The organism is Mesorhizobium sp. BR1-1-4, from assembly GCF_020165375.1.
Lineage (GTDB): Bacteria > Pseudomonadota > Alphaproteobacteria > Rhizobiales > Rhizobiaceae > Mesorhizobium > Mesorhizobium australicum.
This window is the reverse complement of sequence record NZ_JAIUIB010000016.1, coordinates 85,983-108,216: the sequence shown is the minus strand read 5'-3', so window position 1 is coordinate 108,216 and position 22,234 is coordinate 85,983. Positions and strand designations below refer to the sequence as shown.

Here is a 22,234-nt window from a genome sequence, read left to right as displayed (position 1 = left end):
GCGCCGGAAAGGCGAGGCATACGAGGCATGTTTGCCGCCCGGCGATCAGAGCCGGTATTTTGCCCTAGCGTATTCGGTCCGGCGGGTCAGTCAAGCCCTCAACGCCATCCGCGTCAAACACCGAGTGTCCGGCCATCGCTGGTCCCGCGAAATCCGCTGCCGCTATCTGGCCGCCGGCCTGTGTTGGCGGGCATAGGCCACGCAGGCATCCACGGTGCTGACACAAAGCGCGTCGCGCTTGTTCGGCAGGTTGTTGTCGCCGGCGTAGGCAACTTCGGCGACACGGCCGCCGACCATGCGAACCTGCGTGTCGCAGTAACCGCCGGGAGCGACATTGACGGAACCGCCGACCGTCGGGATCGCCCCCACGGCCAAGGCAGGAACGACGACGCTGAGATTGCCGCGCTGGACGACGCGCTTATAGGTCCAGATCTGCCCGGACTGGCCGACATCCGCGGTGGCGGTCGGAAATCCCGCGCACATTCGAACATCGGCTTCGCTGAGGCCGACCATCTCCTTGCGTGCCGCAGCCGCCGTGGGATCGACCTTGGCGATGCGCGACGTGTCGTCGGGAACGACGCAGGAGGACTGGATGACGACGATGAGGCCGGAAAGGGCAAGCTTTCGAATGCAGGAAAATGTCATACCGATTATTGAGATCGCGTGGCGCCCGGCCGCCCTCTCTACCTAGGCAAGCCGGCGGTCGGATCAACCCGCACAGCTTCACGAAAAAGTGGCTGTGCAAGCCGTAAAGCTTTTTGACTTCCATGGATGAACCCGCCGGCAGCCAACGAGGGCCGTCCATCATTTCCGGGCGATATCCTCGAAGCTCAAATCGAACCGCATGAGATATTTGCGCAGCCGGCCGGCAGAGGCGGGCTCGTTGAAAACTTGACTGCCTTCCCGACATCCCCGGATGGCGCGGCGCCGTCATGGTCGACCCGGCGGCGTCCTGTGCTCACATCCCTGAGTTTTTTGAGAGAATATTCCCGGCTTTGCCGAGAACGGCGAAACACGTTCTTTGATAAAATCAGTAGAATTTCTGACGATGTGAACAAGCCTCGGCAATCCGCCTTGCTGCCATGACTTCACAACCGCAGAGATCAATCATGTCCGATCCCAACAACACTTTGCCCTCTTCCCCATGGTCACCCCTCACCCGCCGCAGCGGCCTTGCTCTGCTGTTCGCGTCGGCCGTCGCGATCGGCAGCCTGATGGCGCCGCATGCGTCCTTGGCTGAGGACAAGAAGGCGATCAAGGTCGGCATCATCAGCGGCGAGGACGAGGATGTCTGGCGTGTCGTCGTCGCGCAAGCAGCCGAAAAGGGCCTCAGCATCGAGACCGTGGTGTTCAACGACTACACCCAGCCCAACGAGGCGCTGGAGCGCGGCGAGATCGACGCCAACGCCTTTCAGCACCAGCCCTATCTCGACAACCAGATCAAGACGCAGGGCTACCACATCGTGCGTGTCGGCTATACCGGCGTGTGGCCGATCGGCCTCTACTCCAAGAAGTACACCAAGGTTGCCGATCTGCCGGAGGGCGCGGTGATCGGCGTGCCGAACGACCCGTCCAACGAAGGCCGGGCGCTGCGCGTGCTGCAGAATGAGGGCGTGATCAAGCTCAGGGATGACACCGGCATTCTCGCCACCACCGCCGACATCGCCGAAAATGCGAAAAAGGTCGAGATCAAGGAGTTGGATGCCGGCATCGTCGGCCGCTCGGTCGAGGATCTCGACGCCGCCGTGGTCAACACCGACTGGGCGCTGAAGAGCGGCCTGACGCCGGAGAACCGCATCGCTCAGGAGCCGATCGCGGACAATCCGTACCGCAACTTCATCGCGGTCAAGGTCGGCAATGAAAACGAGGCCTGGGTGAAGACGCTGGTCGCGTCCTACCAGAACGAGGCTGTGAAGGCCGAGTTCGACAAGGTCTATAAGGGCACCGGCCTCAGCGCCTATTGAGTTATGCGGGCACCGACGTGCCTTTGACAGCTTAAGCGGTCCGCGCGATGCGCGGGCTGCGATCGCATTTCGGGACCTGCCTATGAACCAGCATTTTATCGCAACCACCGAGGCCGCGGATCAGGCCGCCACGCAGGACGTGGTGCGCCTTGTCGACCTGAAGCGCCGCTTCGGCCAAACGGCGGCGCTCGACGGCATTACCTTGACGGTGCGCAAGGGCGAGGTTCTCGGCATCATCGGCCGCAGCGGTGCTGGCAAGTCCACCCTGATCCGCTGCCTGAACGGACTGGAGCGGCCTGACACCGGCGAGGTGTTCATCGAAGGTCGCGAGATCAGCCGACTTGGCGAGCGCGAGTTGCAGCCGTTGCGGCGGCGCATCGGCATGATCTTCCAGCATTTCAACCTGCTGTCGGCCAAGATCGTCGAGGACAATGTGGCGCTGCCGCTCAAGATCGAGGGCCGGCCGAAGACGGAGCGGCTGAAGCGGGCGGCGGAGCTGCTCGATCTCGTCGGCCTGTCGGAGAAGGCAAAAGCCTACCCGGCGTCGCTGTCCGGCGGCCAGAAACAGCGCGTCGGCATTGCCCGAGCGCTTGCCGCGCGGCCGGCGCTGCTTCTGTCGGACGAGGCGACCTCGGCGCTCGACCCGGAGACGACGCGCTCCATTCTCGCCCTGCTGAAGGATATCAACCGCCAGCTTGGCCTGACCATCCTTTTGATCACCCACGAGATGGAGGTGATCCGCTCGATCGCTGACCGCGTGGCGGTGATCGACGCCGGGCGCATCGTCGAGGAAGGGCCGGTCTGGTCGGTATTTGCCGATCCGCAATCGGACATTACAAGACGCCTGCTCGGGACCATCCGGCCGCAACTTCCGCCGGAGCTGGCGGCGCGGCTGCTGCCGGGAGCCGGCACCGAAACGGTCTTGCGCGTCGACGTGGCGGGCGAGGCGGCGCGCGAGCCGCTGCTGTCCGACCTTGCGGCCGCCGTGCCCGGTCCCTTCCGCCTCGTCCATGGCGGCATCGACCACATCCAGCAGCAGCCGGTCGGAACGCTGTTCATTTCCGTTCCCGGCAGCGATGCGAACCATCTCGCAGAAATCATCACATTCCTGAAATCCCGCCAGGCGCGGGTGGAGGTGCTTGGCCATGTCGCCGGTCCTGTTTGAGCTTCTGTTGCGATCGATCTGGGAGACGGTGCTGATGACGGCCGCCTCCGGCCTGATCTCGCTGGTGTTCGGCCTGCCGCTCGGGCTGGCCCTGATTGCCACCGAACGCGGCGGCATCGCCGAAAACCCTTGGGTGAACCGCGTGCTCGGCGCCGTGATCAACGGCTTCCGCTCGGTGCCGTTCATCATCCTTCTGGTGGCGCTGATCCCGGTGACGCGGCTGATCGTCGGCACCTCGATTGGCACATGGGCGGCCATCGTGCCGCTGTCGATCGCCGCCACGCCCTACTATGCGCGGATCGCCGAAGTGTCATTGCGCGAAGTCGACCACGGACTGATCGAGGCGGCGCGCGCCATGGGCGGCAATCGCTGGACCATCATCCGCGAAGTGCTGGTGCCCGAGGCGCTCCCCGGCATCGTTGCCGGCTTCACCGTGACGCTGGTGACGCTGGTCGGCGCCTCGGCGATGGCAGGAGCCATCGGTGCCGGCGGCCTCGGCGACCTTGCCATCCGTTACGGCTACCAGCGCTTCGAGACGTCGGTGATGGTCGCCGTGGTGATCGTGCTGATCATCCTGGTCTGCGGCATCCAGTGGGTGGGTGACCGGCTGGTGGCGAGGCTGGATCGGCGGGGATAGTGAGCCGGCTGGTATTCAGGGCCGACCATGAGCTTCTCATGGAGCGTCGGCGATGGTCACCATAAGTAATTTGAGAACCACAACGATTTCCAGCCAAGCCGCGCTAGCCCCTCAGCCTCGCCCCTTCCGGGTCGAAGAACGGCATCGGCACCACCACCGCGCGGGTCGGCTTGCCGTCAATATCGATGCTAAGTTCCGTGCCTATGGCCGTGAAGGGCAATCGCAAATGCGCTGTCGCCAGCACCTTGCCCAGGGAATAGCCGTGGTCGCTGTAGGTGACCACGCCGGCGTCCTCGCCGTCGGCCATCACCCGTGCATCCGTCGCGGACGGCTTGTCGCCGTCGAGGATCAGCCCGGTCCAGCGCTCGTCGAGGCTCTCGTCGCGCACCTCGAGCAACGCGTCCCGGCCGATGAAATCGCCCTTATCGAACTTGATCCAGCGGTCGAGGCCGACATGGAACGGCGTGCGCGTCTCGTCCATGTCGATGCCGTGCGCCGGATAGGCCTTTTCCAGGCCGAGCGTGAACATTGCCAGCACGCCATAGGGTTTCAAGCCGAAAGCTTGGCCAGTGCGCATCAGTGCGTCCCAAACCGAGGTCGCCTCGTCGGCCGGCACGAACAGCTCGAAGCCGAGTTCGCCGGTCACGCCTGTACGGGAGATCAGGACCCGCGTTCCGTTGATATGGCCTGATGTGAAGGCCCAGCGCTTCAATCCGTCGAGATCGGCGTCCGAAATCATCGCCTTCAAGAGATCGCGCGAGCGCGGGCCCTGGATGGTGGGGAAGGCGACGGCGGCCGTGATGTCGGTGACATAGGCCCTGCGCCCTTGCGCATGATGCTGGAGCCAGGGCAGCATCTTGAGGCGGTTGACCGAACCGGTGACCAGCATGAAATGCTCCGCGCCCAGCCGGAACACGGTGAGGTCGTCCATGATGCCGCCGTCCTCCCGACAGACGGTGGAATAGCGTACTTGGCCCGGCCTCATCGCCGCGGCGTCATTGACAATGACATGGTTGACCAGCGCCTCCGCGCCGGCACCCTTGATGTCCATCTTGCCCATGGTGCTGAGGTCCTGCACGCCGACATTTTTACGCGTATTCAAATGTTCGTCGGCGATGCCGGAATAATGTTTGGCCGAGATGAAATCGCCGCCGACCCGACCCATGGTCGCCCCCAGCCCAACGATGCTGCTGTAGAAAGGGGAGCGACGCTCAGCCAAGAAAATCTCCATCATTCATAAAAAATCGGCAGCGCCGGGTGGCGCCGCCGAGCTCGATTGGTACCGGGATCAACTCCCGTAGACATCGAATGAAAAATACTTGTCGTTGATTTCCTTGTACTTTCCGTTGGCGCGCAGCGCGTCGATTGCCGCGTTGAACTTGCCGGCCAGTTCCTTGTTGCCCTTCTGCAGCGCAATGCCGACCCCCGGGCCGTGAATGGCCGGATCGGCCGTCAGCGTGCCGAGCAGCTTGCAGCAGGCGCCGTCGGGCTTCTTCAGCCATTCGGTGAGGATGATCGAGCCGTCCATCATCGCGTCGAGGCGGCCATTGACCATGTCGGTGCGGGCGTCGTCGCCGGTCGGGTAGGCCTTGACGGTCGAGCCCGAATATTTCTGCTCGGCGAAATTCTGGTGGATGGTGGCGCTCTGCACGCCCAGCACCTTGCCTTTCAGATCGTCCGGCGAGGTGCCCGCGATGGTCGAGTCCTTCGGCACCGCGATGGCCGGCGGCGTCTGGTAGTATTTGTGGGTGAACTCGACCTTTTCAGCCCGCTCGGGCGTGATGGTGATGTTGATGATGGCATCGAACTTGCCGGCCTGCAGCGCCGGAATAGAGCCGTCGAAATCCTGTACGGTGAACTCGCATTCGACCTTCATCTGCGCGCACAGCGCCTGGCCGAGATCGATGTCGAAACCGCCCAGCGTGCCGTCGGCATTGGCGTGGTTGAAGGGCGGGTAGGCACCCTCGGTACCGAGCCTCAGCTTTTTCTCCTGGGCGGAAGCAGCACCGGTTGCGAGCGCAAAAGCTACGGAAGCGGCAAGCACGAAACGACCGAAAAGACGCATGGTCCAGATCTCCATTGACCGGCGAAGTCTACGGGCTTTCATGCTCCCGGCGGAGACGGAAACGACATGTGCCGCGGCGATCACGGCGCGGGGCAGTCCGCGTCCGGTCAGGTTCCTTGTGCGTCGGCCCCGAACAGATCCCTGGCTTGCTCCGTCGTATAATAACCAAGCTGGACGTCCCGTGCGACCAGTTCCGGATCGCGCTCACGCGGATCGCCATAGCCGCCGCCACCCGGAGTGCCGACGCGCACGCGGTCGCCGGCCTTCAGCGGGATGTCCTGCTCCTTGGAGAGGTGCGGCGGCACATGCTCCTCGCCGTTGCGGAACACGGTCACGCTGTTGGGCTCGCCATCCCGACCGCCAAGGGCGCCCTGCGGACCGAAACGGCCATGGTCCATGACAAAGGAGGCGCGCGCCTCGCCACGCAGGATCTCGACCTCATAGGCGAGGCCAAAACCACCACGATGCTTGCCGGCGCCGCCCGAGCCTTCGCGCAAGGCATAGTGGCGATAGAGCACCGGAAAGGCCTGCTCCATGATCTCGACCGGCGGCGACTTGGAAATGCCGATGGTCGAGCAGCCATTGGTCAGGCCGTCATGCCCCGAATTGCCGCCATAGCCGCCACCGGATATCTGGTACATGACGTAGTCGCGGCCGCGCGCCGGATCATTGCCGCCGAGCGCGAAATTGCCGCTGGAGCCGGCTGGGGCCGCCGTCACCCTGTCGGGCAGCGCCTGCACCATCGCCGCGAACACCGCCTCGGCGATGCGCTGCGAGACTTCGGCCGCACAGCCAGACACGGGGCGGGGATATTTGGCGTCGAGGAAAGTGCCTTCCGGCCGCTTGACCTCGAGCGGCTCGAAGGCGCCGGCGCTGATCGGCACGTCCGGAAAGATGTGGCGCATGGCGAGATAAACCGAGGACAGGGTCGTCGCCAGCACGCTGTTCATCGGTCCCGCACAAGGCTTTGACGATCCTGAAAAGTCGAAGGTCAGCGTGTCGCCCTTCTTGTCGACTGCGAGCGCTATGGTCAGCGGTTCGTTGACCACCCCGTCGGAATCGACAAAAGCCTTGGAGCGGTAGGTGCCATCGGGAATGGCCGCTATATTGGCGCGCATCTGCTCGGCGGCGCGGCGGCGTAGCTCGGCGATCGCCTCGACAACGGTTTCGTCTCCGTAACGATCCAGGATTCCATTGAGCCTGTCCTGGCCGATCAACAGCGCGGCGGCCTGCGCCCGGATGTCGCCGATGCGCTGGTCGGCGACCCTGATGTTGGAGCAGATGATGGCGTAGATTTCAGGGTCGAGCACGCCCTTCTTGAACAGTTTTACCGGCGGCAGCCGCAGACCCTCCTGCTCGACAGCGGTCGCGGACGCGGAGAAGCCGCCGGGCACGGAGCCGCCGATGTCGGGCCAATGGCCGGTGTTCGACAACCAGCAGAAGATCTTTTCACCGCGATAGACCGGCATGGCGAAGCGCACATCCATCAGATGCGTGCCGCCGAGATAGGGATCGTTGACGATGTAGATGTCGCCCGGCTCCGGGGCCAGGCAGCGGCCGTCGGCGATCATCTCGATCACCGTCCTGGTCGAATATTGCATGACGCCGACAAACACCGGCAGGCCCTGACTGCCTTGCGCGATCAGCGAGCCGTCGACGGCGGAATAGATGCCGTCCGAGCGGTCATTGGCCTCGGCGATCACAGGCGAAAAGGCGGCGCGGGAAAAGGTCAGGTCCATCTCGTCGCAGACCTGCTGCAAAGCGGCCTGGAGCACCGAAAGCGTGATGGCGTCGAGCTTTGCGCTATCCACTGACATGTCAGGCCTCGCCAATGTCGATGATAATGTTGCCGTCGGCATCCGAGCGCGCGCGGTCGCCGGGTTCGAGCACGGTGGTCGCATCCATCTGTTCGAGGATCGCCGGCCCTTCGATGACTGCATCGAGCGGCAGCTTTTCCCTGCTGTAAACCGACGTGTCGTGCCAGCGCCCGGCGTACCAGACCGGTCGGATCTCGCGCCGCGCCCCGTCGAGCGTCCTTGCCCGCCCGGCCGGGTCGATCAGCCGCGACAGGTCGATCGCCGGTCGCACGCCGGTGACCGAGGTGTTGAGGTTGACGAGGTTGGCGCGGATTTCCGGCAGATCCACCTTGAAGCGGGCGAAATAGGCTTTCTCGAACAACGCCTGCAATTGGCTCCGGTTCACCGACGCGGACGGAAGCGGCACGTTGATGATGTGGGTCTGGCCGACGAACTGCATGTCGGCGGAGTGGGTGACGCGGATCGTTTCCGGCTTCACCGCTTCCTTGGCGATCAGCTCTTCGCCTTCGTTCCGGTGCCGTTCCAGTACTTGGTGAAGCTGGCTTTCGTCCAGCACGGCCACGGGCTGGTTGATGGTGTTGACGAAGTCATGGCGCAGATCGGCGACGACGCAGCCGAGCGCGTTGGTGATGCCGGGCCGCGCCGGCACCAGCACTTTGGGCAGGCCGAGTTCGCGCGCGAGCGCCGTCGCATGCAGCGGCCCGGCGCCGCCGAAGGCGAACAGCGCGAAATCGCGGGGATCATGGCCGCGCGACACCGACACCATGCGGATGGCGCCGGCCATCTTCATGTTGCCGAGCCTGAGGACAGCGCCCGCCGCCTCGACACCCGACAGGCCGGTTGCCTTGCCGATCCTGTCTTCGAAAATCCTGGTGACGCGCTCCGATGTGACCGGGTTTTCGACGGCGAGCAGCTTCTTCGGCGCCAGCCGGCCGAGCACGAGGTTGGCGTCGGTGATCGTCGGCTCGGTGCCGCCGCGCCCATAGCAGATCGGGCCGGGATTGGCGCCGGCACTTTCCGGGCCGATCTGGATCAGGCCGGCCGCATCGACGCGGGCGATCGAGCCGCCGCCGGCGCCCACCGTATGCACCGCCACCATCGGCACATGGATGGGCATGGCATATTCGATCTCGATCTCGTTCGAGACAGCCGGTTCGGCGTTGCGGATCAGCGCCACGTCGGTCGAGGTGCCGCCCATGTCGTAGGTGACAAGGTTTTCGAAGCCTGCGCGCTTGCCGGTATAGGCGGCGGCGATGACGCCGGAGGCGGGGCCCGACATGACCGTCTTGGCCGATTCACGTGTGACGAAACGGGCCGAGATCATGCCGCCATTGCCGTTCATGATCAGGAAGTCGCGGGCATAGCCCTTGTCGGCCAATTCCTTGCGCAGCCGCTCGACGTAGCGCTCCAGGATCGGCTGCACCGAGGCGTTGACCGAGGCCGTCACCCCGCGCTCGAATTCGCGCGCCTCCGACAGCAGCGCATGGCCTGACGTGATGTAGCCGTTCGGCCAGGCTTCGGCGGCGATCTCGGCGGCGCGCCGCTCATGCGTGGGATTGGCGTAAGAGTGGAGGAAATGGATGACGAGGGATTCGCAGCCGGCCGCGATGAGCGCCTGTACCGCCTCGCGCATCTCGGCTTCATCGAGCGGCGTGCGCACCGCACCCGACGCCTCGACGCGCTCCGACACTTCGAGGCGCAGGTTGCGCGGAATGATTGGGACGAAGGTTCCGGTCATGCCATAGGGTTGCGGCCGCGTCCGCCGGCCGAGTTCGATCACGTCGCGAAAACCGCGCGTGGTGATCATGCCGGTCTTGGCCAGCCGGCGCTCCAGCACCGCATTGGTGGTGGTGGTCGTGCCATGCACGATGAGGTCGATGCCGTCGATCGGAAAACCGGTGGCGCCAAGCGCCGCAACCACGCCAAAGGCCTGGTTGTCGACAGTGGTCGGGGTCTTGGCCAGATACACCTTGCCACCGTCCTTGCCGTCGATCAGGAGCAGGTCGGTGAAGGTTCCGCCGACATCGATGCCGGCGACGACGCTGCCCAGGGAATCCGGCGGCTGCACCGAAAAATTCTCTTTCATTGTCGAAACCCGAAATGCTGGGACTACGGATATGCCGCAGTTTGGAAAGGTGTTTTACGACGGCATCTTGACGCAAATATCGTTTGTATACTAATAAATTCCGGACACAAGAGCTTACCGCTTCGGTAGTGTGCATGGCATGCCGGAACCTGAATGGTTCGGGCGCGCACGGGAAAGTTTGGCGCCCGCGTCTCTCATTGGGCGAGAAGGTTGGAATCGATGAACACCACGCCCGCGTTCAACACCGCTGAAGCCCGTCCGCTGCAGTTTCCGATTCCGGCCAATGTCTATGCCGAGACCGTCGTCTCGGTGAAACACTATACCGACCGGCTGTTCTCGTTCCGCATCACCCGGCCGCAGTCGCTGCGCTTCCGCTCGGGCGAATTCGTCATGATCGGCCTGCCCAATGCCGAGAAGCCGGTGTATCGCGCCTACTCCGTCGCCAGCCCGGCCTGGGACGAAGAGCTGGAATTCTTCTCGATCAAGGTGCCGGATGGCCCGCTGACCTCCGAATTGCAGAAGATCCAGGTCGGCGACACCGTCATCATGCGCCAGAAATCGACCGGCACGCTGGTCGTCGACGCGCTGACCCCCGCCAAGCGCCTGTTCATGATCTCGACCGGCACCGGCATCGCGCCCTTTGCCAGCCTGCTGCGCGATCCCGACACTTACGAGAAGTTCGACCAGCTGATCCTGACCCACACCTGTCGCGACAATGCCGAGCTGATCTACGGCCAGGAGCTGGTGGCGGCGCTCGAAAGCGACCCGCTGATCGGCGAGCTGACCACTGGGCGCGTCACGCTCTACAATTCGACGACCCGCGAAGAGTCGGCGCGCATGGGCCGCATCACCGCACTGATCGGCTCCGGCAAGTTCTACAGCGACCTCGGCATCGAACAGCTCAATCCCGAAACCGACCGCATCATGATCTGCGGCTCGATGCACATGCTGAAGGACGTCAAGGAGCTGGCCGAAAGCCTCGGCTTCCAGGAAGGTTCGCTCAGCCATCCCTCGAGCTTCGTCGTCGAACGCGCCTTCGTCGGCTGAGGCCAGTTCGCGTCTCCCAGAAAGCTGGTTTTGACCTTCCGGTCAAAAATCAGCTGCTTTCGCGGCCTTTTTCAGCTATCCCTCGCTTGAGGACTCGTGAAGCGCGACTTCGCGGGCTATCTTCGTGCGTGTCACCCAAAACTGTCGACGGCTTTGGGAGAACGATGCGCGCGATCTCAAGCGCACGCCGCTGAAGGAAAGGGCAGAGATGAGCAGCACAATCCGCGAAGCCGATCTTGGCACCAAGGTGACGCCGCTGCCCGCGCGCGCCGCCGCCAACACGCCGGTGCCGCTGGACCATCACATCGCGCGCAATCCTGGCCTGAAACTCGACCTCGGTTTTCTCGAATCGGTACGCAGCGTCAACCGCTCCGCGCTGGAACGCCGCGTCGCCAGCCTGACCAAGCGGCGCTCGATCAAGGCCGACAACCAGGCCGCCTGGCTGCTGCGGGCGATCGCCTGCATGGACCTGACGACGCTCAACTCCAACGACACCGAGGAGCGCGTGCGCCGGCTCTGCGCCAAGGCGATCAACCCGCTGCGCCGCGACATCATGGAAGGCCTCGGCATTGCGGGCGAAACCATCCGGCCCGCCGCCGTCTGCGTCTACCATCCCTTCGTCGCCACGGCCGTGGACGCGGTGCGCGGCACCGGCATCCATGTCGCCGCGGTCTCCACCGCCTTCCCGCATGGGCTGGCCCCGCTGTCGACCCGGTTGCAGGAGATCGAGGCCTCGGTGAAGGACGGCGCCGACGAGATCGATGTCGTCATCCCGCGCGGCCTGGTGTTCGGCGCCAAGTGGCGCGAGCTTTATAATGAAATCGTCTCGATGCGGGCCGCCTGCGGTGACGCGCATCTCAAGGTCATTCTGGGCACCGGCGACCTCGCAACGCTGCGCAACGTCATGCTGGCCTCGATGGTGGCGATGATGGCTGGCGCCGATTTCATCAAGACGTCGACCGGCAAGGAAAGCGTCAATGCCACACTGCCTGTCGGCCTCGCCATGGTGCGCGCCATCAGGGCCTATTTCGAGGAGACAGGCTATCTCATCGGCTTCAAGCCGGCCGGCGGCATTTCGACCGCGAAAGTCTCGCTCGACTGGCTGGTGCTGATGAAGGAAGAGCTCGGCCGTCCATGGCTGGAGCCCGAGTTGTTCCGCTTTGGCGCCTCGAGCCTGCTGACCGATATCGAACGTCAGCTCGAGCATCATCTGACCGGGCATTATTCGGCCAATCATCGCCACGCAATGGCTTGAGCACCCCCACCCCGATCGGCTTTGCCGATCGACCCTCCCCACAAGGGGGAGGGTGAAGGAGGAACCTGATGAACGTCCTTGAACGCTATCACGCCATGGAATACGGCCCGGCGCCGGAGGCTCGCAACGAGGCCGATGCCTGGCTGGCCGGGCGCGATTTCTCCAAAGCGCTGTTCATCGGTGGCGACTGGAAAGCGGCCGGAGGCGGCAAGACCTTCGACACCAGCGAGCCGTCTTCCGGCAAGCTGTTGGCCAAGGTGTCCGATGCCAATGCCGCCGACATTGAGGCGGCGGTTGCGGCCGCCGCAAAGGCGCTGCCGAAATGGAGCGCCAGTTCCGGATACCAGCGCGCGAAAGTGCTCTACGCCATCGGCCGCGCCATGCAGCGCCACCAGCGGCTGTTCGCGGTGCTTGAGACGATCGACAACGGCAAGCCGATCCGCGAAAGCCGCGACATCGACGTGCCGCTGGCGATCCGCCATTTCATTCACCATGCCGGCTGGGCGCAGGCGCTGGACAGGGATTTTCCCGGCCAAAAGGGTGTCGGCGTCGTCGGCCAGATCATCCCGTGGAATTTTCCCCTGTTGATGCTGGCCTGGAAGATCGCGCCGGCGCTTGCGGCGGGCTGTACCGTGGTGCTGAAGCCGGCCGAGTTCACGCCGCTCACCGCCATTCTGTTCGCCGAGATCTGCGAGCGCGCCGGCGTGCCGAAAGGCGTCGTCAACATCGTGCAGGGCGGTCCGGAAGCGGGCGCGGCGATCGTCAACCACCCCGGCATCCAGAAAATCGCCTTCACCGGCTCCTCGGAAGTCGGCAAGATCATCCGCAAGGCCACTGCGGGCTCAGGGAAAAAGCTGTCGCTGGAACTTGGCGGCAAGTCGGCCTTCATCGTCTTCGAGGACGCCGATCTCGACAGCGCTGTCGAGGGCCTGGTCGACGGCATCTGGTTCAACCAGGGCCAGGTCTGCTGCGCCGGTTCGCGGCTTTTGGTGCAGGAAGGCATCGCCGATGCCTTGATCGCCAAGGTCAAGACACGGATGAGCCGGCTGCGTGTCGGCAGCCCGCTCGACAAGAACACCGATATCGGTCCGCTGGTCGACCTGACCCAGCTCGACCGGGTCAAGGGACTGATCGCCGAAGGTGCCCGCCAGGGCGCCGTCTGCTGGCAGCCGGATGCAACGCTGCCGTCTTCCGGCTACTATCACCTGCCGACGCTCGCCACCGGTGTTTCGCCGGCTAATATTCTGGCGCAGGAAGAGGTGTTCGGGCCAGTGCTCGCCACCATGACCTTCCGCAACACCGAGGAAGCGATCGAACTCGCCAACAACACGCGCTATGGCCTCGCAGCCTCGGTGTGGAGCGAGAACGTCAACCTGGCGCTCCATGTCGCGCCGCAACTGAAGGCTGGCGTGGTCTGGGTCAACGGCACCAACATGTTCGACGCCGCCTGCGGCTTCGGCGGCTATCGCGAGAGCGGTTTCGGGCGCGAGGGCGGGCGCGAGGGCATGTTCGAATATCTGGCGGCGAAACTGCCGCTCGGCCCGGTCATCAAGCAGGCGCCATCGTCGGCGCAGCCCGTGGAACAGGCGGACGGCGTCGCTATCGATCGCACCGCGAAGCTGTTCATCGGCGGCAAGCAGGTGCGGCCGGACGGCAATTACTCGCTTGCCGTCGCCACCGCCAAGGGCAAGCTCGCCGGCGAAGTCGGGCTCGGCAGCCGCAAGGATATCCGCGATGCGGTTTCGGCTGCCCGCGCCTGCAAAAGCTGGCCGGAGGCGACCGCTTATAACAGGTCGCAGGTGCTTTATTACCTGGCCGAGAACCTTTCCGGGCGCGCGGAAGAATTTGCCGCCCGGCTCACCGAACTGACCGGAGCCAACACCAAGGCCGCGCGGGACGAGGTGGAGCTCTCGGTCGAACGGCTGTTTTTCCATGCCGGCCTCGCCGACAAGTTCGAGGGACGCGTGCACCAGCCGCCGGCGCGTGCCGTGACGCTGGCGCTGCATGAGCCGGTCGGCGTCGTCGGCATCGTCGCGCCGGACAATCAGCCCCTGCTCGGCTTCATCTCGCTGGTCGCGCCGGCACTGGCCATGGGCAACACGGTGGTCGCCGTGCCTTCGGAACGGTATCCGTTGCTGGCCACCGATCTCTATCAGGTCATCGAATATTCCGATGTGCCGGCCGGCGCCATCAACATCGTCACCGGACGCACTGCGGAGCTTGCCGGCGTGCTGGCCAAGCACGACGACGTCGACGGACTGTGGCTGGTCGCCGACGCGGATACCTGCGCCAAGGCGGAAGCCGAGTCCATCGGCAACCTCAAACGCGTCTGGAGCGGCAACGGCCGCAGCCTCGACTGGGCCTCGGAAGAAGCCGCCGGCGACGTTTTTCTGCGCCGTGCCATCGAGGTGAAGAATGTCTGGGTGCCTTACGGCGACTAGAGCATGATGCCGAAAAGTGTGAAGCGGTTTTCGGACGACATCATGCTCTATCCTTTTGATTTAGAGACGGATTCAGCTTTCAGGTCGACTCGACCTGAAATCATCCGGCTCTAGGGCATGTCACACAGGGATCGCGATCGGGCTTGACGCCTGGCCATATGTTCTTTAACGAGAAAAAACATCTTTATCAGTGAACTGGCACAGGCCGCACAATCGCGCCTGACTGGCACATGACGTTTTCGCCGGCCGCCGATAAAGGCAATTGACCCAAGCAGGCGAGGAAAAAGCATGGCGGATCTGACAGGCAAGGTCGTTGTCATCACGGCAGCGGCGCAAGGCATCGGCAAGGCGAGCGCGCTGGCCTTCGCCAAGGCTGGGGCCACCGTCCATGCCACCGACATCAACGAGACGCTGCTGGCGGAACTCGCCAACACATCAGGGATCAAGACCCGCAAGGTCGACGTGCTCAACGACGAGGCGGTCAATGCCGCCTTTGCAGAGATCGGCGCCGTCGACGTGCTGTTCAATTGCGCCGGTTTCGTCCATTCGGGCTCGATCCTGGAGATGAAGGACGCCGATCTCGATTTCGCTTTCAATCTCAACGTGCGCGCCATGATCCGAACCATCCGGGCGGTGCTGCCTGGCATGCTGGAGCGTGGCGACGGGTCGATCATCAACATGGCTTCGCTGGCCAGTTCGACCAAGGGCGTGCCGAACCGCTTCGCCTATGGCGTCACCAAGGCCGCCGTCATCGGGCTGACCAAGGCGGTCGCGGCCGACTATGTCGGCAAGGGCATACGCTGCAACGCCATCTGCCCCGGCACGGTCGAGAGCCCGTCGCTGCAGGACCGCATGCACGCCCAGGGCGATTATGACGCCGCCCGCGCCGCCTTCATCGCCCGCCAGCCGATGGGCCGGCTCGGCACGCCCGAGGAGATCGCCGATCTCGCCGTCTACCTGGCCGGCGCCACCTACACGTCCGGGCAGGCCTATAATATCGACGGCGGCTGGTCGATCTGAGCGCTGCCTTGAGACAACCGGACATCGGATCGCCGGCCGCCAATACAGGCTGTTCGCGCTTGTCGTGAAGCAGGCCGATGGCTAGGGTCCGCCCGGTTCCAGAGACGGCCGCCCCGGCGGAGAGTTTGTAGAACGGCCACGAGGCCGCAATCAGGAGAAGATGCATGAAACTGCTGCGCTATGGCGAGGTGGGAAGCGAACGGCCCGGCCTGCTCGATGCGGATGGAACGATCCGCGATCTCTCCGCCCATGTCGCCGATATTGCCGGCACGACACTTCATCCGGCCTCGCTGGACATGCTTTCGAAGCTCGATGCGAAGTCGCTGCCGGCGGTTTCCGGCAAGCCGCGCCTCGGCGCCTGCGTCGCCGGCACCGGCAAGTTCATTTGCATCGGCCTCAACTATTCCGACCATGCCGCCGAGACCGGGGCCACCGTGCCGCCGGAGCCGATCATCTTCATGAAGGCAAGCTCGGCCATCGTCGGCCCGGACGACGACGTGCTGATCCCGCGCGGCTCCGAGAAGACCGACTGGGAAGTCGAGCTCGGCGTGGTTATCGGCAAAACCGCCAAATATGTCAGCGAAGCCGACGCGCTCGACCATGTCGCCGGCTATTGCGTCTCCCATGACGTGTCCGAACGCGCCTTCCAGGCCGAGCGCCAGGGCCAGTGGACCAAGGGCAAGAGCTGCGACACGTTCGGCCCGACCGGACCGTGGCTGGTGACCAAGGACGAAGTATCAGACCCGCAGAACCTGAAGATGTGGCTGACGGTCAACGGCAAGACGATGCAGAACGGCTCGACCAAGACCATGGTCTATGGCGTTGCCTATCTCGTTTCCTACCTCAGCCAGTTCATGTCGCTGCACCCCGGCGACATTATTTCGACCGGCACCCCGCCCGGCGTCGGCCTCGGCATGAAGCCGCCGGTGTTCTTGAAGGCCGGCGATGTCGTGGAGCTGGGGATCGAGGGATTGGGGCAGCAGAAGCAGACGTTCAAGGCCGATTTGTAAGCGTAACTTCTCGTTCCCTCCTTGTGGTGCTCCGGAAGGAGAGAAGACGGTTTCGCGCCTTTCCTCTCCCCCGTCGATCGGGGGAGAGGTGTCGAGCGAAGCTCGACGGAGTGGGGGGTCGACTGCTCGGCGAGAGACTAAGCACTCGCTGGGGTTGCGCCTGCTTTTCAGCGACCGCGCTTGGAAGAAGCGCTTTCCCCCACTCCGTCGCCGCTTCGCGGCGCCACCTCTCCCCCCTCCGGAGGGAGAGGAAAGAAGACGCGCCGACGTATCTACTTTATCGTCGTCCCATCAGCGCCGAACCGATAGGTCTTCGCCGCATCGGGCGTCGCATAGAGCGTGGCGCCCGGCTCCGCGTCGTACACGCCGAAAATCCGCACGGTGATCAGGCCGGCCTTCTCGCAATCCAGATAGAGATTGGTGTCGGCGCCGAGATGTTCGGCATGCACGACCGTGCCCTTCCAGGCGCCGGATTTCGGATCGACGGTCAGGTGCTCCGGCCGCACGCCGATGGTCCTGGCTGTCTCACCGAGCCGGGCGCCGTCGACGAAATTCATCTTCGGCGAGCCGATGAAGCCGGCGACGAACTCGTTTGCCGGCGAATTGTAGAGCTCCATCGGGCCGCCGATCTGCTCGATTTTTCCGGCATTGAGCACCACGATCTTGTCGGCCAGCGTCATCGCCTCGACCTGGTCGTGGGTGACGTAGATCATCGTCGCCTTCAGCCGGCGATGCAGCTGCGCGATCTCCAGCCGCGTGTTGACGCGCAGCGCCGCGTCGAGGTTCGACAGCGGCTCGTCGAACAGGAACAGTTTCGGCTCGCGCACCACGGCGCGGCCGATGGCGACGCGCTGGCGCTGGCCGCCGGAAAGTTCCGCAGGTCGTCTTTCGAGATAGGGCTCCAGCGACAGCATGGACGAGGCGATGCCGATGCGGCGATCGATTTCCGGCGCCGGCGTGTTCGCCTGCTTGAGGCCGAGGCCCATATTGTTCTTCACCGTCAGATGCGGATAGAGCGCATAGGTCTGGAACACCATGGCGATGCCGCGTTTCGCCGGCGGGGTGACCGAGACATCCTCGCCATCGATCAGCACCCGGCCCGAGGTCGAATCCTCCAGACCGGCGATGACCCGGAGCAATGTCGACTTGCCGCAACCCGAAGGGCCGACAAAGACGACGAACTCGCCATCCGTCACTTCGAGGTCGATGCCCTTCAGCACCTCGACCGGCCCAAAGGCCTTTTTCACGTTCTCGATTTTCAGCGAGCCCACGGCAGTCCTCCAAATTGATGAGTGGGCGCCAAGCGGGCGCCGTAGGGCGCGGACGACGACAGCCTGATCACAGTCGCACCGCCTTCCCGCCGCGCACGCTCTCGTCGGCGGCAAGGCAGACGGCAAGCGACCGCACCGCGTCGTCCATATGTCTGGTGAGATCGATATCCTCGCGGATCGCCTTGAGGACAAAAGCCTGTTCGAGATCGCAGAGATCCTGATGGCCGGGTTCGCCTTCCATCGACAGCATCTCGTCCGCCTTTAGGAACTTGCCGTCCGCGCCGGTCGCCGCGCTGTGCAGGCGGATGGTCGAGGTCTTGGTGTGGGTGTCGATGTCGTCGGACTTAACGCCCTCCTTCATGACGATCGACACGCAGCCCTTGGGCGAAATCACGTCCTTCACGAAGAAGGCGGTTTCCGAAATCATCGGGCCCCAGCCGGCCTCGTACCAGCCGACCGAACCGTCATCGAACAGCACCTGCAGATGGCCGTAATTGTACATGGAAGGCGCGACTTCCTCGGTCAGCCGCACGCCCATGCCGCGCACCTCGACCGGCTTGGCATCGGTGATCTGCAGCATGACGTCGAGATAATGCACGCCGCAATCGACGATCGGCGATGTCGTCTGCATCAGCTGCTTGTGCGTCTCCCAGGTATGGCCCGAGGATTGCTGGTTGAGGTTCATGCGGAACACGTAGGGACCGCCGAGCTTGCGCGCTTCGGCGATCAACCGGATCCAGGACGGGTGGTGGCGCAGGATATAGCCGATCACCAGCTTTCGGCCGTTGGCCTTGGCTGCCGCGACGACACGCCTGGCGTCGGCCACCGTCGTTGCCAGCGGCTTTTCGACGAAGACATGGCAGCCGGCCTCGAACGCTTTCACCGCATAATCGGCATGGCTGTCGGAATAGGTGGCGACGCAGGCGACGTCGGGCTTTTCGTCGCGCAGGGCGTCATCGAACGAACGCCTGATGCCATAGCCGGACAGCCCCCCAGGCAAAGGCACGTCGGAGCGGTTGACCAGCGCGGCGATCTGAAAACCTGGATTGGTGTGATAGGCCAGCGCATGGCTGCGGCCCATATTGCCTAGGCCGGCGACGACAACGCGAAGGGGTCTTTCTGAACTCACTTGACGGCTCCGGAAGTAATGCCGCGGATCAGTTGCCGCGAGAAGATGACGTAGAGGATCAGCACCGGCAGGATCGCCAGCGACAGTGCTGCCAGAATGGCGTTCCAGTTGGTGACGAACTGGCCGAGGAAAAGCTGGGCGCCGAGCGTCACCGTCTTGGTCTCTTCCGACGGCGCCAGGATCAGCGGGAACCACAGATCGTTCCAGATCGGGATCATGGTGAAGACGGCGACGGTTGCCATCGACGGCCGCACCAGCGGCACGACCAGGCGGAAGAAGATGGTGTATTCCGACAGGCCGTCGATGCGGCCGGCGTTCTTCAGATCGTCGGACACCTGCTTCATGAATTCGGACAGGATGAAGACGGCGAGCGGCAGGCCTTGCGCGGTGTAGACCAGGATCAGCGCCGTCAGCGTGTTGACCAGCCCGCTCGCCACCATCAACTGCAGAATGGCGACGGTGGCGAGCCGGATCGGGATCATGATGCCGAGCGCCAAATACAGCCCCATCATCGTGTTGCCGCGGAAGCGATATTCCGACAGCGCGAACGCAGCCATGGCGCCGAACAGAAGCACGAAGAACAGCGAGCCGACGGTGACGACGAGACTGTTCTGGAAATAGTGGATGAAGTCGCCCTGGCCGATCACCGTGGTGTAGCCGATCAGGTCGAAGGTCTTTGGCGTCGGCGGCGTCAGCGGCGCGCCGAAGATGCCGGCACGGGACTTGAACGAATTCATGATGACCAGGATCACCGGAAACAGCGCGATCGCCGTGTAGGTCAGCAGGATCGCGTGAGCGCCGATGGTGCGGGGCAGTGAACGGGTGGCGATGCTCATCTCCGTCCCCTCAGAACTGGTAGCGACGCAGGCGCGTCTGGATGAGGAAGAGGTAGACGCAGACACCGCCCAGGATGATCAGGAACATGATCGTGGCGATGGTCGCGCCCATGTTGGGATCGCCGACCTGCAGCTGGAAGCCGAAGAAGGCGCGGTAGAGGAAGGTGCCGAGAATATCGGTCGAATAGTTCGGCCCGGCGAGCGCGCCTTGCGCGGTGTAGATCAGGTCGAAGGCGTTGAAATTGCCGACGAAGGTGAGGATCGAGATGATGCCGATCGACGGCAGGATCAGCGGCAGCTTGATCTTCCAGAACTGCGACAGGCCGGTGATGCCATCGCATTCGGCCGCCTCGATCACCTCTTCGGGGATCGACAGCAGCGCGGCATAGATCAGCATCATCGGAATGCCGATGAACTGCCACACCGAGATCAGGCTGAGCGCGGTCAGCGCGTACTGCTCCTTGCCGAGCCAGGGCGTGAACAGGCTTTTCAGGCCGACGAAGTCGAGCAGATGCGGCGCCACGCCCCATAGCGGCGACAGGATCAGCTTCCAGGCAAAGCCGACGATGACGAAGGACAGGATGGTCGGCACGAAGATCGCGGTGCGGTAGAAGGCGGCGAACCGCAGCCTGGGGCTGGAGAGAATTGCTGCCAACAGCACGCCGACGGGGTTCTGCACCAGCATGTGGATGATGAAGAACCAGACATTGTTACGCAGCGCATTCCAGAAATTCACCGACCAGTTGGGGTCGCCGAACAGGGTGCGGAAATTATCCAGGCCGACGAAGATCTGGGACTGGTCGACATTGCGGAACAGCGAGAGCTGCAGCGTGCCGGCGAGCGGCAGGATCATGATCGCCGTGTAGACGAGCACCGCCGGCGCCAGGAAGACGGCGATATGCCAGCGGAATGGTCTTTTGGGTCGTGTTTGTGCGGCCATGAGTTCGGTCCCCGCCGTCTCTCGGTTCCAGACGATGTGATGCTAGATGATGCCTCGATGCATGGCCCAACCTTGCCCGGTGCGGCAAGACAAAGGCCTGCGACTGATCAGCCAGCCTTCCCCAACAACAGCAAGGGTAAGGCCGTGAGGCAGAGCCGACAATCGCAATATGAAGACAGGGTAATCCGGAACCGGCCGGGCATGCGCCCAGCCGGCTCCGCTGCCTGAGCTCTTACTTGGCCGGCTTATACCAGCTGTCGAGACCGGTCTGCAGCTTCTTGGCCGCGGCTTCGGGCGTATCGGTGCCGTTGATGACGTTGGCCGATTCAACCCAGGTCTCGTTTTCGAGGTTCGGCGTACCGCGCGACAGGATCTGGTAGGTCGAGCGGATCGTCGACTTGCACTTGCCGCGCCAGGAGACGAATTCCTGCGCCAGCGGGTCTTCCATCTTCACCGGCGAGGAGTTCAGGCTGAAGAAGCCCGGCAGCGCGTTGGCGTAGATGGTGGCGAAGTCAGGCGAAGCCACCCAGGACAGGAAGGTCTTGGCCGCGTCCGCGTGCTTGGAGGCTGCGTTCAGGCCCATGCCGATATCGGTATGGTCGGAGATGTAGCAGGTGTCGCCGGCCTTCTCGACCGGCGGCGGGAAGGCGCCCATCTTGAACTGTGCCTGGGTGTTGAACAGGCCGATTTCCCACGAGCCGGCCGGGTAGATGGCGGCGCGGCCGAGCGTGAACAGGTTCTGGCTGTCCGGATAGGTCTGGGCCTCGAAGCCGTCGCCCAGGTAAGGCTTCCACTTGGCCAGTTCCTCATACGGCGCGACCCAGTCCTTGTCGGTCAGCTTCTGATCGCCCTTGATCAGCGCCTTGCGGCCGTCCTCGCCCTTCCAGTAGTTGGGGCCGATGTTCTGGTAGCCCATGGTCGCGGCTTCCCAGAGGTCCTTGGTGCCCATCGCCATCGGGATATAGGTGCCGTCGGCCTTGATCTTGTCGAGCGCGGCGAAGAATTCGTCTCGGGTCTGAGGCACCTTGATGCCAAGCTTGTCGAAGGCGTCCTTGTTGTAGATGAAGCCATGGATGACGGATGCCATCGGCACGCAGAAGCTCGCCTTGCCGTCATCGGTCTGCCAGGCGGACTTTGCGACCGGCGAGAAGTTTTCCATGCCGGGCAGCGCCGACAGGTCGGCAAGGTTGCCCTTCTTGTAGAGTTCAAGCGACTTGTCGAACGGGCGGCAGGTGATCAGGTCGCCCGCCGAACCGGCGGCGAGCTTGGCGCCGAGGGCGGCGTCATATTCGGTCGGGGCCGATGGGGCGAACACCACCTTGATGCCGGGGTTCTTGGCTTCGAAGGCCGGGATCAGCTTATCCTTCCAGATGGCAAGGTCGTCGCCGCGCCAGCTTTCGATGTTGAGCGTTACGTCCTCGGCGTGAGCCAATCCGGCCGAGCCGAGAATGCTGGTGCCCAGAAGCAGTGCCGTCAGTAGTTTCGTTGTCATGCTCAGTCTCCCTGTTGACCTTTTTCAGGTTCGGTTTTGATGAGAACCTAGGCTTTGGA

18 protein-coding genes are annotated in these 22,234 nt (G+C 63.7%); 8 read left to right on the top strand and 10 right to left on the bottom strand.

Annotated features, from left to right (window positions below):
* Nucleotides 1-162: 162 nt before the first annotated feature.
* Nucleotides 163-645 (bottom strand): hypothetical protein, encoded by a 483-nt coding sequence (locus LB571_RS27755; protein WP_224599588.1) that lies wholly within the window; start codon nt 643-645, stop codon nt 163-165.
* A gap of 464 nt (nt 646-1,109) precedes the next feature.
* Here LB571_RS27755 and LB571_RS27750 point away from each other — a divergent pair, with 464 nt between their 5' ends.
* The 3 genes from LB571_RS27750 (at nt 1,110) to LB571_RS27740 (ending at nt 3,766) form a co-directional block, all read left to right on the top strand.
* A complete protein-coding gene (locus LB571_RS27750; protein WP_224599587.1) occupies nt 1,110-1,964 on the top strand; it encodes a MetQ/NlpA family lipoprotein in 855 nt (284 codons plus the stop codon).
* A gap of 82 nt (nt 1,965-2,046) precedes the next feature.
* Nucleotides 2,047-3,129: a methionine ABC transporter ATP-binding protein gene (locus tag LB571_RS27745; RefSeq protein ID WP_224599585.1), complete on the top strand. Its 1,083-nt coding sequence runs from the start codon at nt 2,047-2,049 to the stop codon at nt 3,127-3,129.
* Nucleotides 3,110-3,766: a methionine ABC transporter permease gene (locus LB571_RS27740; protein ID WP_140660263.1), complete on the top strand. Its 657-nt coding sequence runs from the start codon at nt 3,110-3,112 to the stop codon at nt 3,764-3,766. The genes LB571_RS27745 and LB571_RS27740 overlap by 20 nt, the downstream gene beginning before the upstream one ends.
* Nucleotides 3,767-3,869: 103 nt before the next feature.
* Here LB571_RS27740 and LB571_RS27735 read toward each other — a convergent pair whose 3' ends face one another.
* From LB571_RS27735 to LB571_RS27720, 4 genes are all read right to left on the bottom strand, one after another.
* Nucleotides 3,870-5,000 carry an aminomethyltransferase family protein gene (locus LB571_RS27735; RefSeq protein WP_318011713.1) on the bottom strand — a complete coding sequence of 377 codons (1,131 nt, stop codon included), beginning with the start codon at nt 4,998-5,000 and terminating at the stop codon, nt 3,870-3,872.
* 54 nt (nt 5,001-5,054) lie between these two features.
* Nucleotides 5,055-5,831 (bottom strand): ABC transporter substrate-binding protein, encoded by a 777-nt coding sequence (locus LB571_RS27730; protein WP_224599581.1) that lies wholly within the window; start codon nt 5,829-5,831, stop codon nt 5,055-5,057.
* A 107-nt stretch (nt 5,832-5,938) separates the two neighbouring features.
* On the bottom strand, nt 5,939-7,648 hold the full coding sequence (locus tag LB571_RS27725) for a hydantoinase B/oxoprolinase family protein (RefSeq protein WP_224599579.1): 1,710 nt from the start codon (nt 7,646-7,648) through the stop codon (nt 5,939-5,941).
* Between the two features lies 1 nt (nt 7,649).
* Complete coding sequence (locus LB571_RS27720) at nt 7,650-9,734, bottom strand: hydantoinase/oxoprolinase family protein (protein WP_224599577.1); 2,085 nt, start codon at nt 9,732-9,734, stop codon at nt 7,650-7,652.
* Nucleotides 9,735-9,953: 219 nt separating this feature from the next.
* On the opposite strand from LB571_RS27720, the gene LB571_RS27715 reads away from it, so the two are divergent.
* The 5 genes from LB571_RS27715 to LB571_RS27695 all read left to right on the top strand — a co-directional run bounded on the left by LB571_RS27715 (nt 9,954) and on the right by LB571_RS27695 (nt 16,507).
* Nucleotides 9,954-10,781: a ferredoxin--NADP reductase gene (locus tag LB571_RS27715; protein ID WP_224599575.1), complete on the top strand. Its 828-nt coding sequence runs from the start codon at nt 9,954-9,956 to the stop codon at nt 10,779-10,781.
* 208 nt (nt 10,782-10,989) lie between these two features.
* Entirely contained in the window at nt 10,990-12,036 is a 1,047-nt protein-coding gene (gene deoC / locus LB571_RS27710; protein WP_127871140.1) for a deoxyribose-phosphate aldolase, read from the top strand.
* 68 nt (nt 12,037-12,104) lie between these two features.
* Nucleotides 12,105-14,477: an aldehyde dehydrogenase family protein gene (locus LB571_RS27705; protein WP_224599573.1), complete on the top strand. Its 2,373-nt coding sequence runs from the start codon at nt 12,105-12,107 to the stop codon at nt 14,475-14,477.
* Nucleotides 14,478-14,765: 288 nt separating this feature from the next.
* On the top strand, nt 14,766-15,497 hold the full coding sequence (locus LB571_RS27700) for an SDR family oxidoreductase (protein WP_140875984.1): 732 nt from the start codon (nt 14,766-14,768) through the stop codon (nt 15,495-15,497).
* 164 nt (nt 15,498-15,661) lie between these two features.
* Nucleotides 15,662-16,507: a fumarylacetoacetate hydrolase family protein gene (locus tag LB571_RS27695; protein ID WP_140719413.1), complete on the top strand. Its 846-nt coding sequence runs from the start codon at nt 15,662-15,664 to the stop codon at nt 16,505-16,507.
* A gap of 272 nt (nt 16,508-16,779) precedes the next feature.
* Here the strand turns inward: LB571_RS27695 and LB571_RS27690 are convergent, their stop codons facing one another.
* From LB571_RS27690 to LB571_RS27670, 5 genes are all read right to left on the bottom strand, one after another.
* The gene (locus LB571_RS27690) at nt 16,780-17,778 is read right to left on the bottom strand and encodes an ABC transporter ATP-binding protein (protein WP_140719415.1); all 999 of its coding nucleotides are present in this window, start codon (nt 17,776-17,778) and stop codon (nt 16,780-16,782) included.
* Between the two features lie 67 nt (nt 17,779-17,845).
* Nucleotides 17,846-18,907 carry a Gfo/Idh/MocA family protein gene (locus tag LB571_RS27685; protein ID WP_224599571.1) on the bottom strand — a complete coding sequence of 354 codons (1,062 nt, stop codon included), beginning with the start codon at nt 18,905-18,907 and terminating at the stop codon, nt 17,846-17,848.
* A complete protein-coding gene (locus LB571_RS27680; protein ID WP_140660275.1) occupies nt 18,904-19,743 on the bottom strand; it encodes a carbohydrate ABC transporter permease in 840 nt (279 codons plus the stop codon). Before LB571_RS27680 ends, LB571_RS27685 begins: the two co-directional genes overlap by 4 nt.
* Nucleotides 19,744-19,753: 10 nt before the next feature.
* Nucleotides 19,754-20,683, bottom strand: a complete 930-nt coding sequence (locus tag LB571_RS27675) for a carbohydrate ABC transporter permease (protein ID WP_015314651.1) — start codon at nt 20,681-20,683, stop codon at nt 19,754-19,756.
* 232 nt (nt 20,684-20,915) lie between these two features.
* A complete protein-coding gene (locus LB571_RS27670; protein WP_224586845.1) occupies nt 20,916-22,175 on the bottom strand; it encodes an ABC transporter substrate-binding protein in 1,260 nt (419 codons plus the stop codon).
* Nucleotides 22,176-22,234 lie beyond the last annotated feature (59 nt).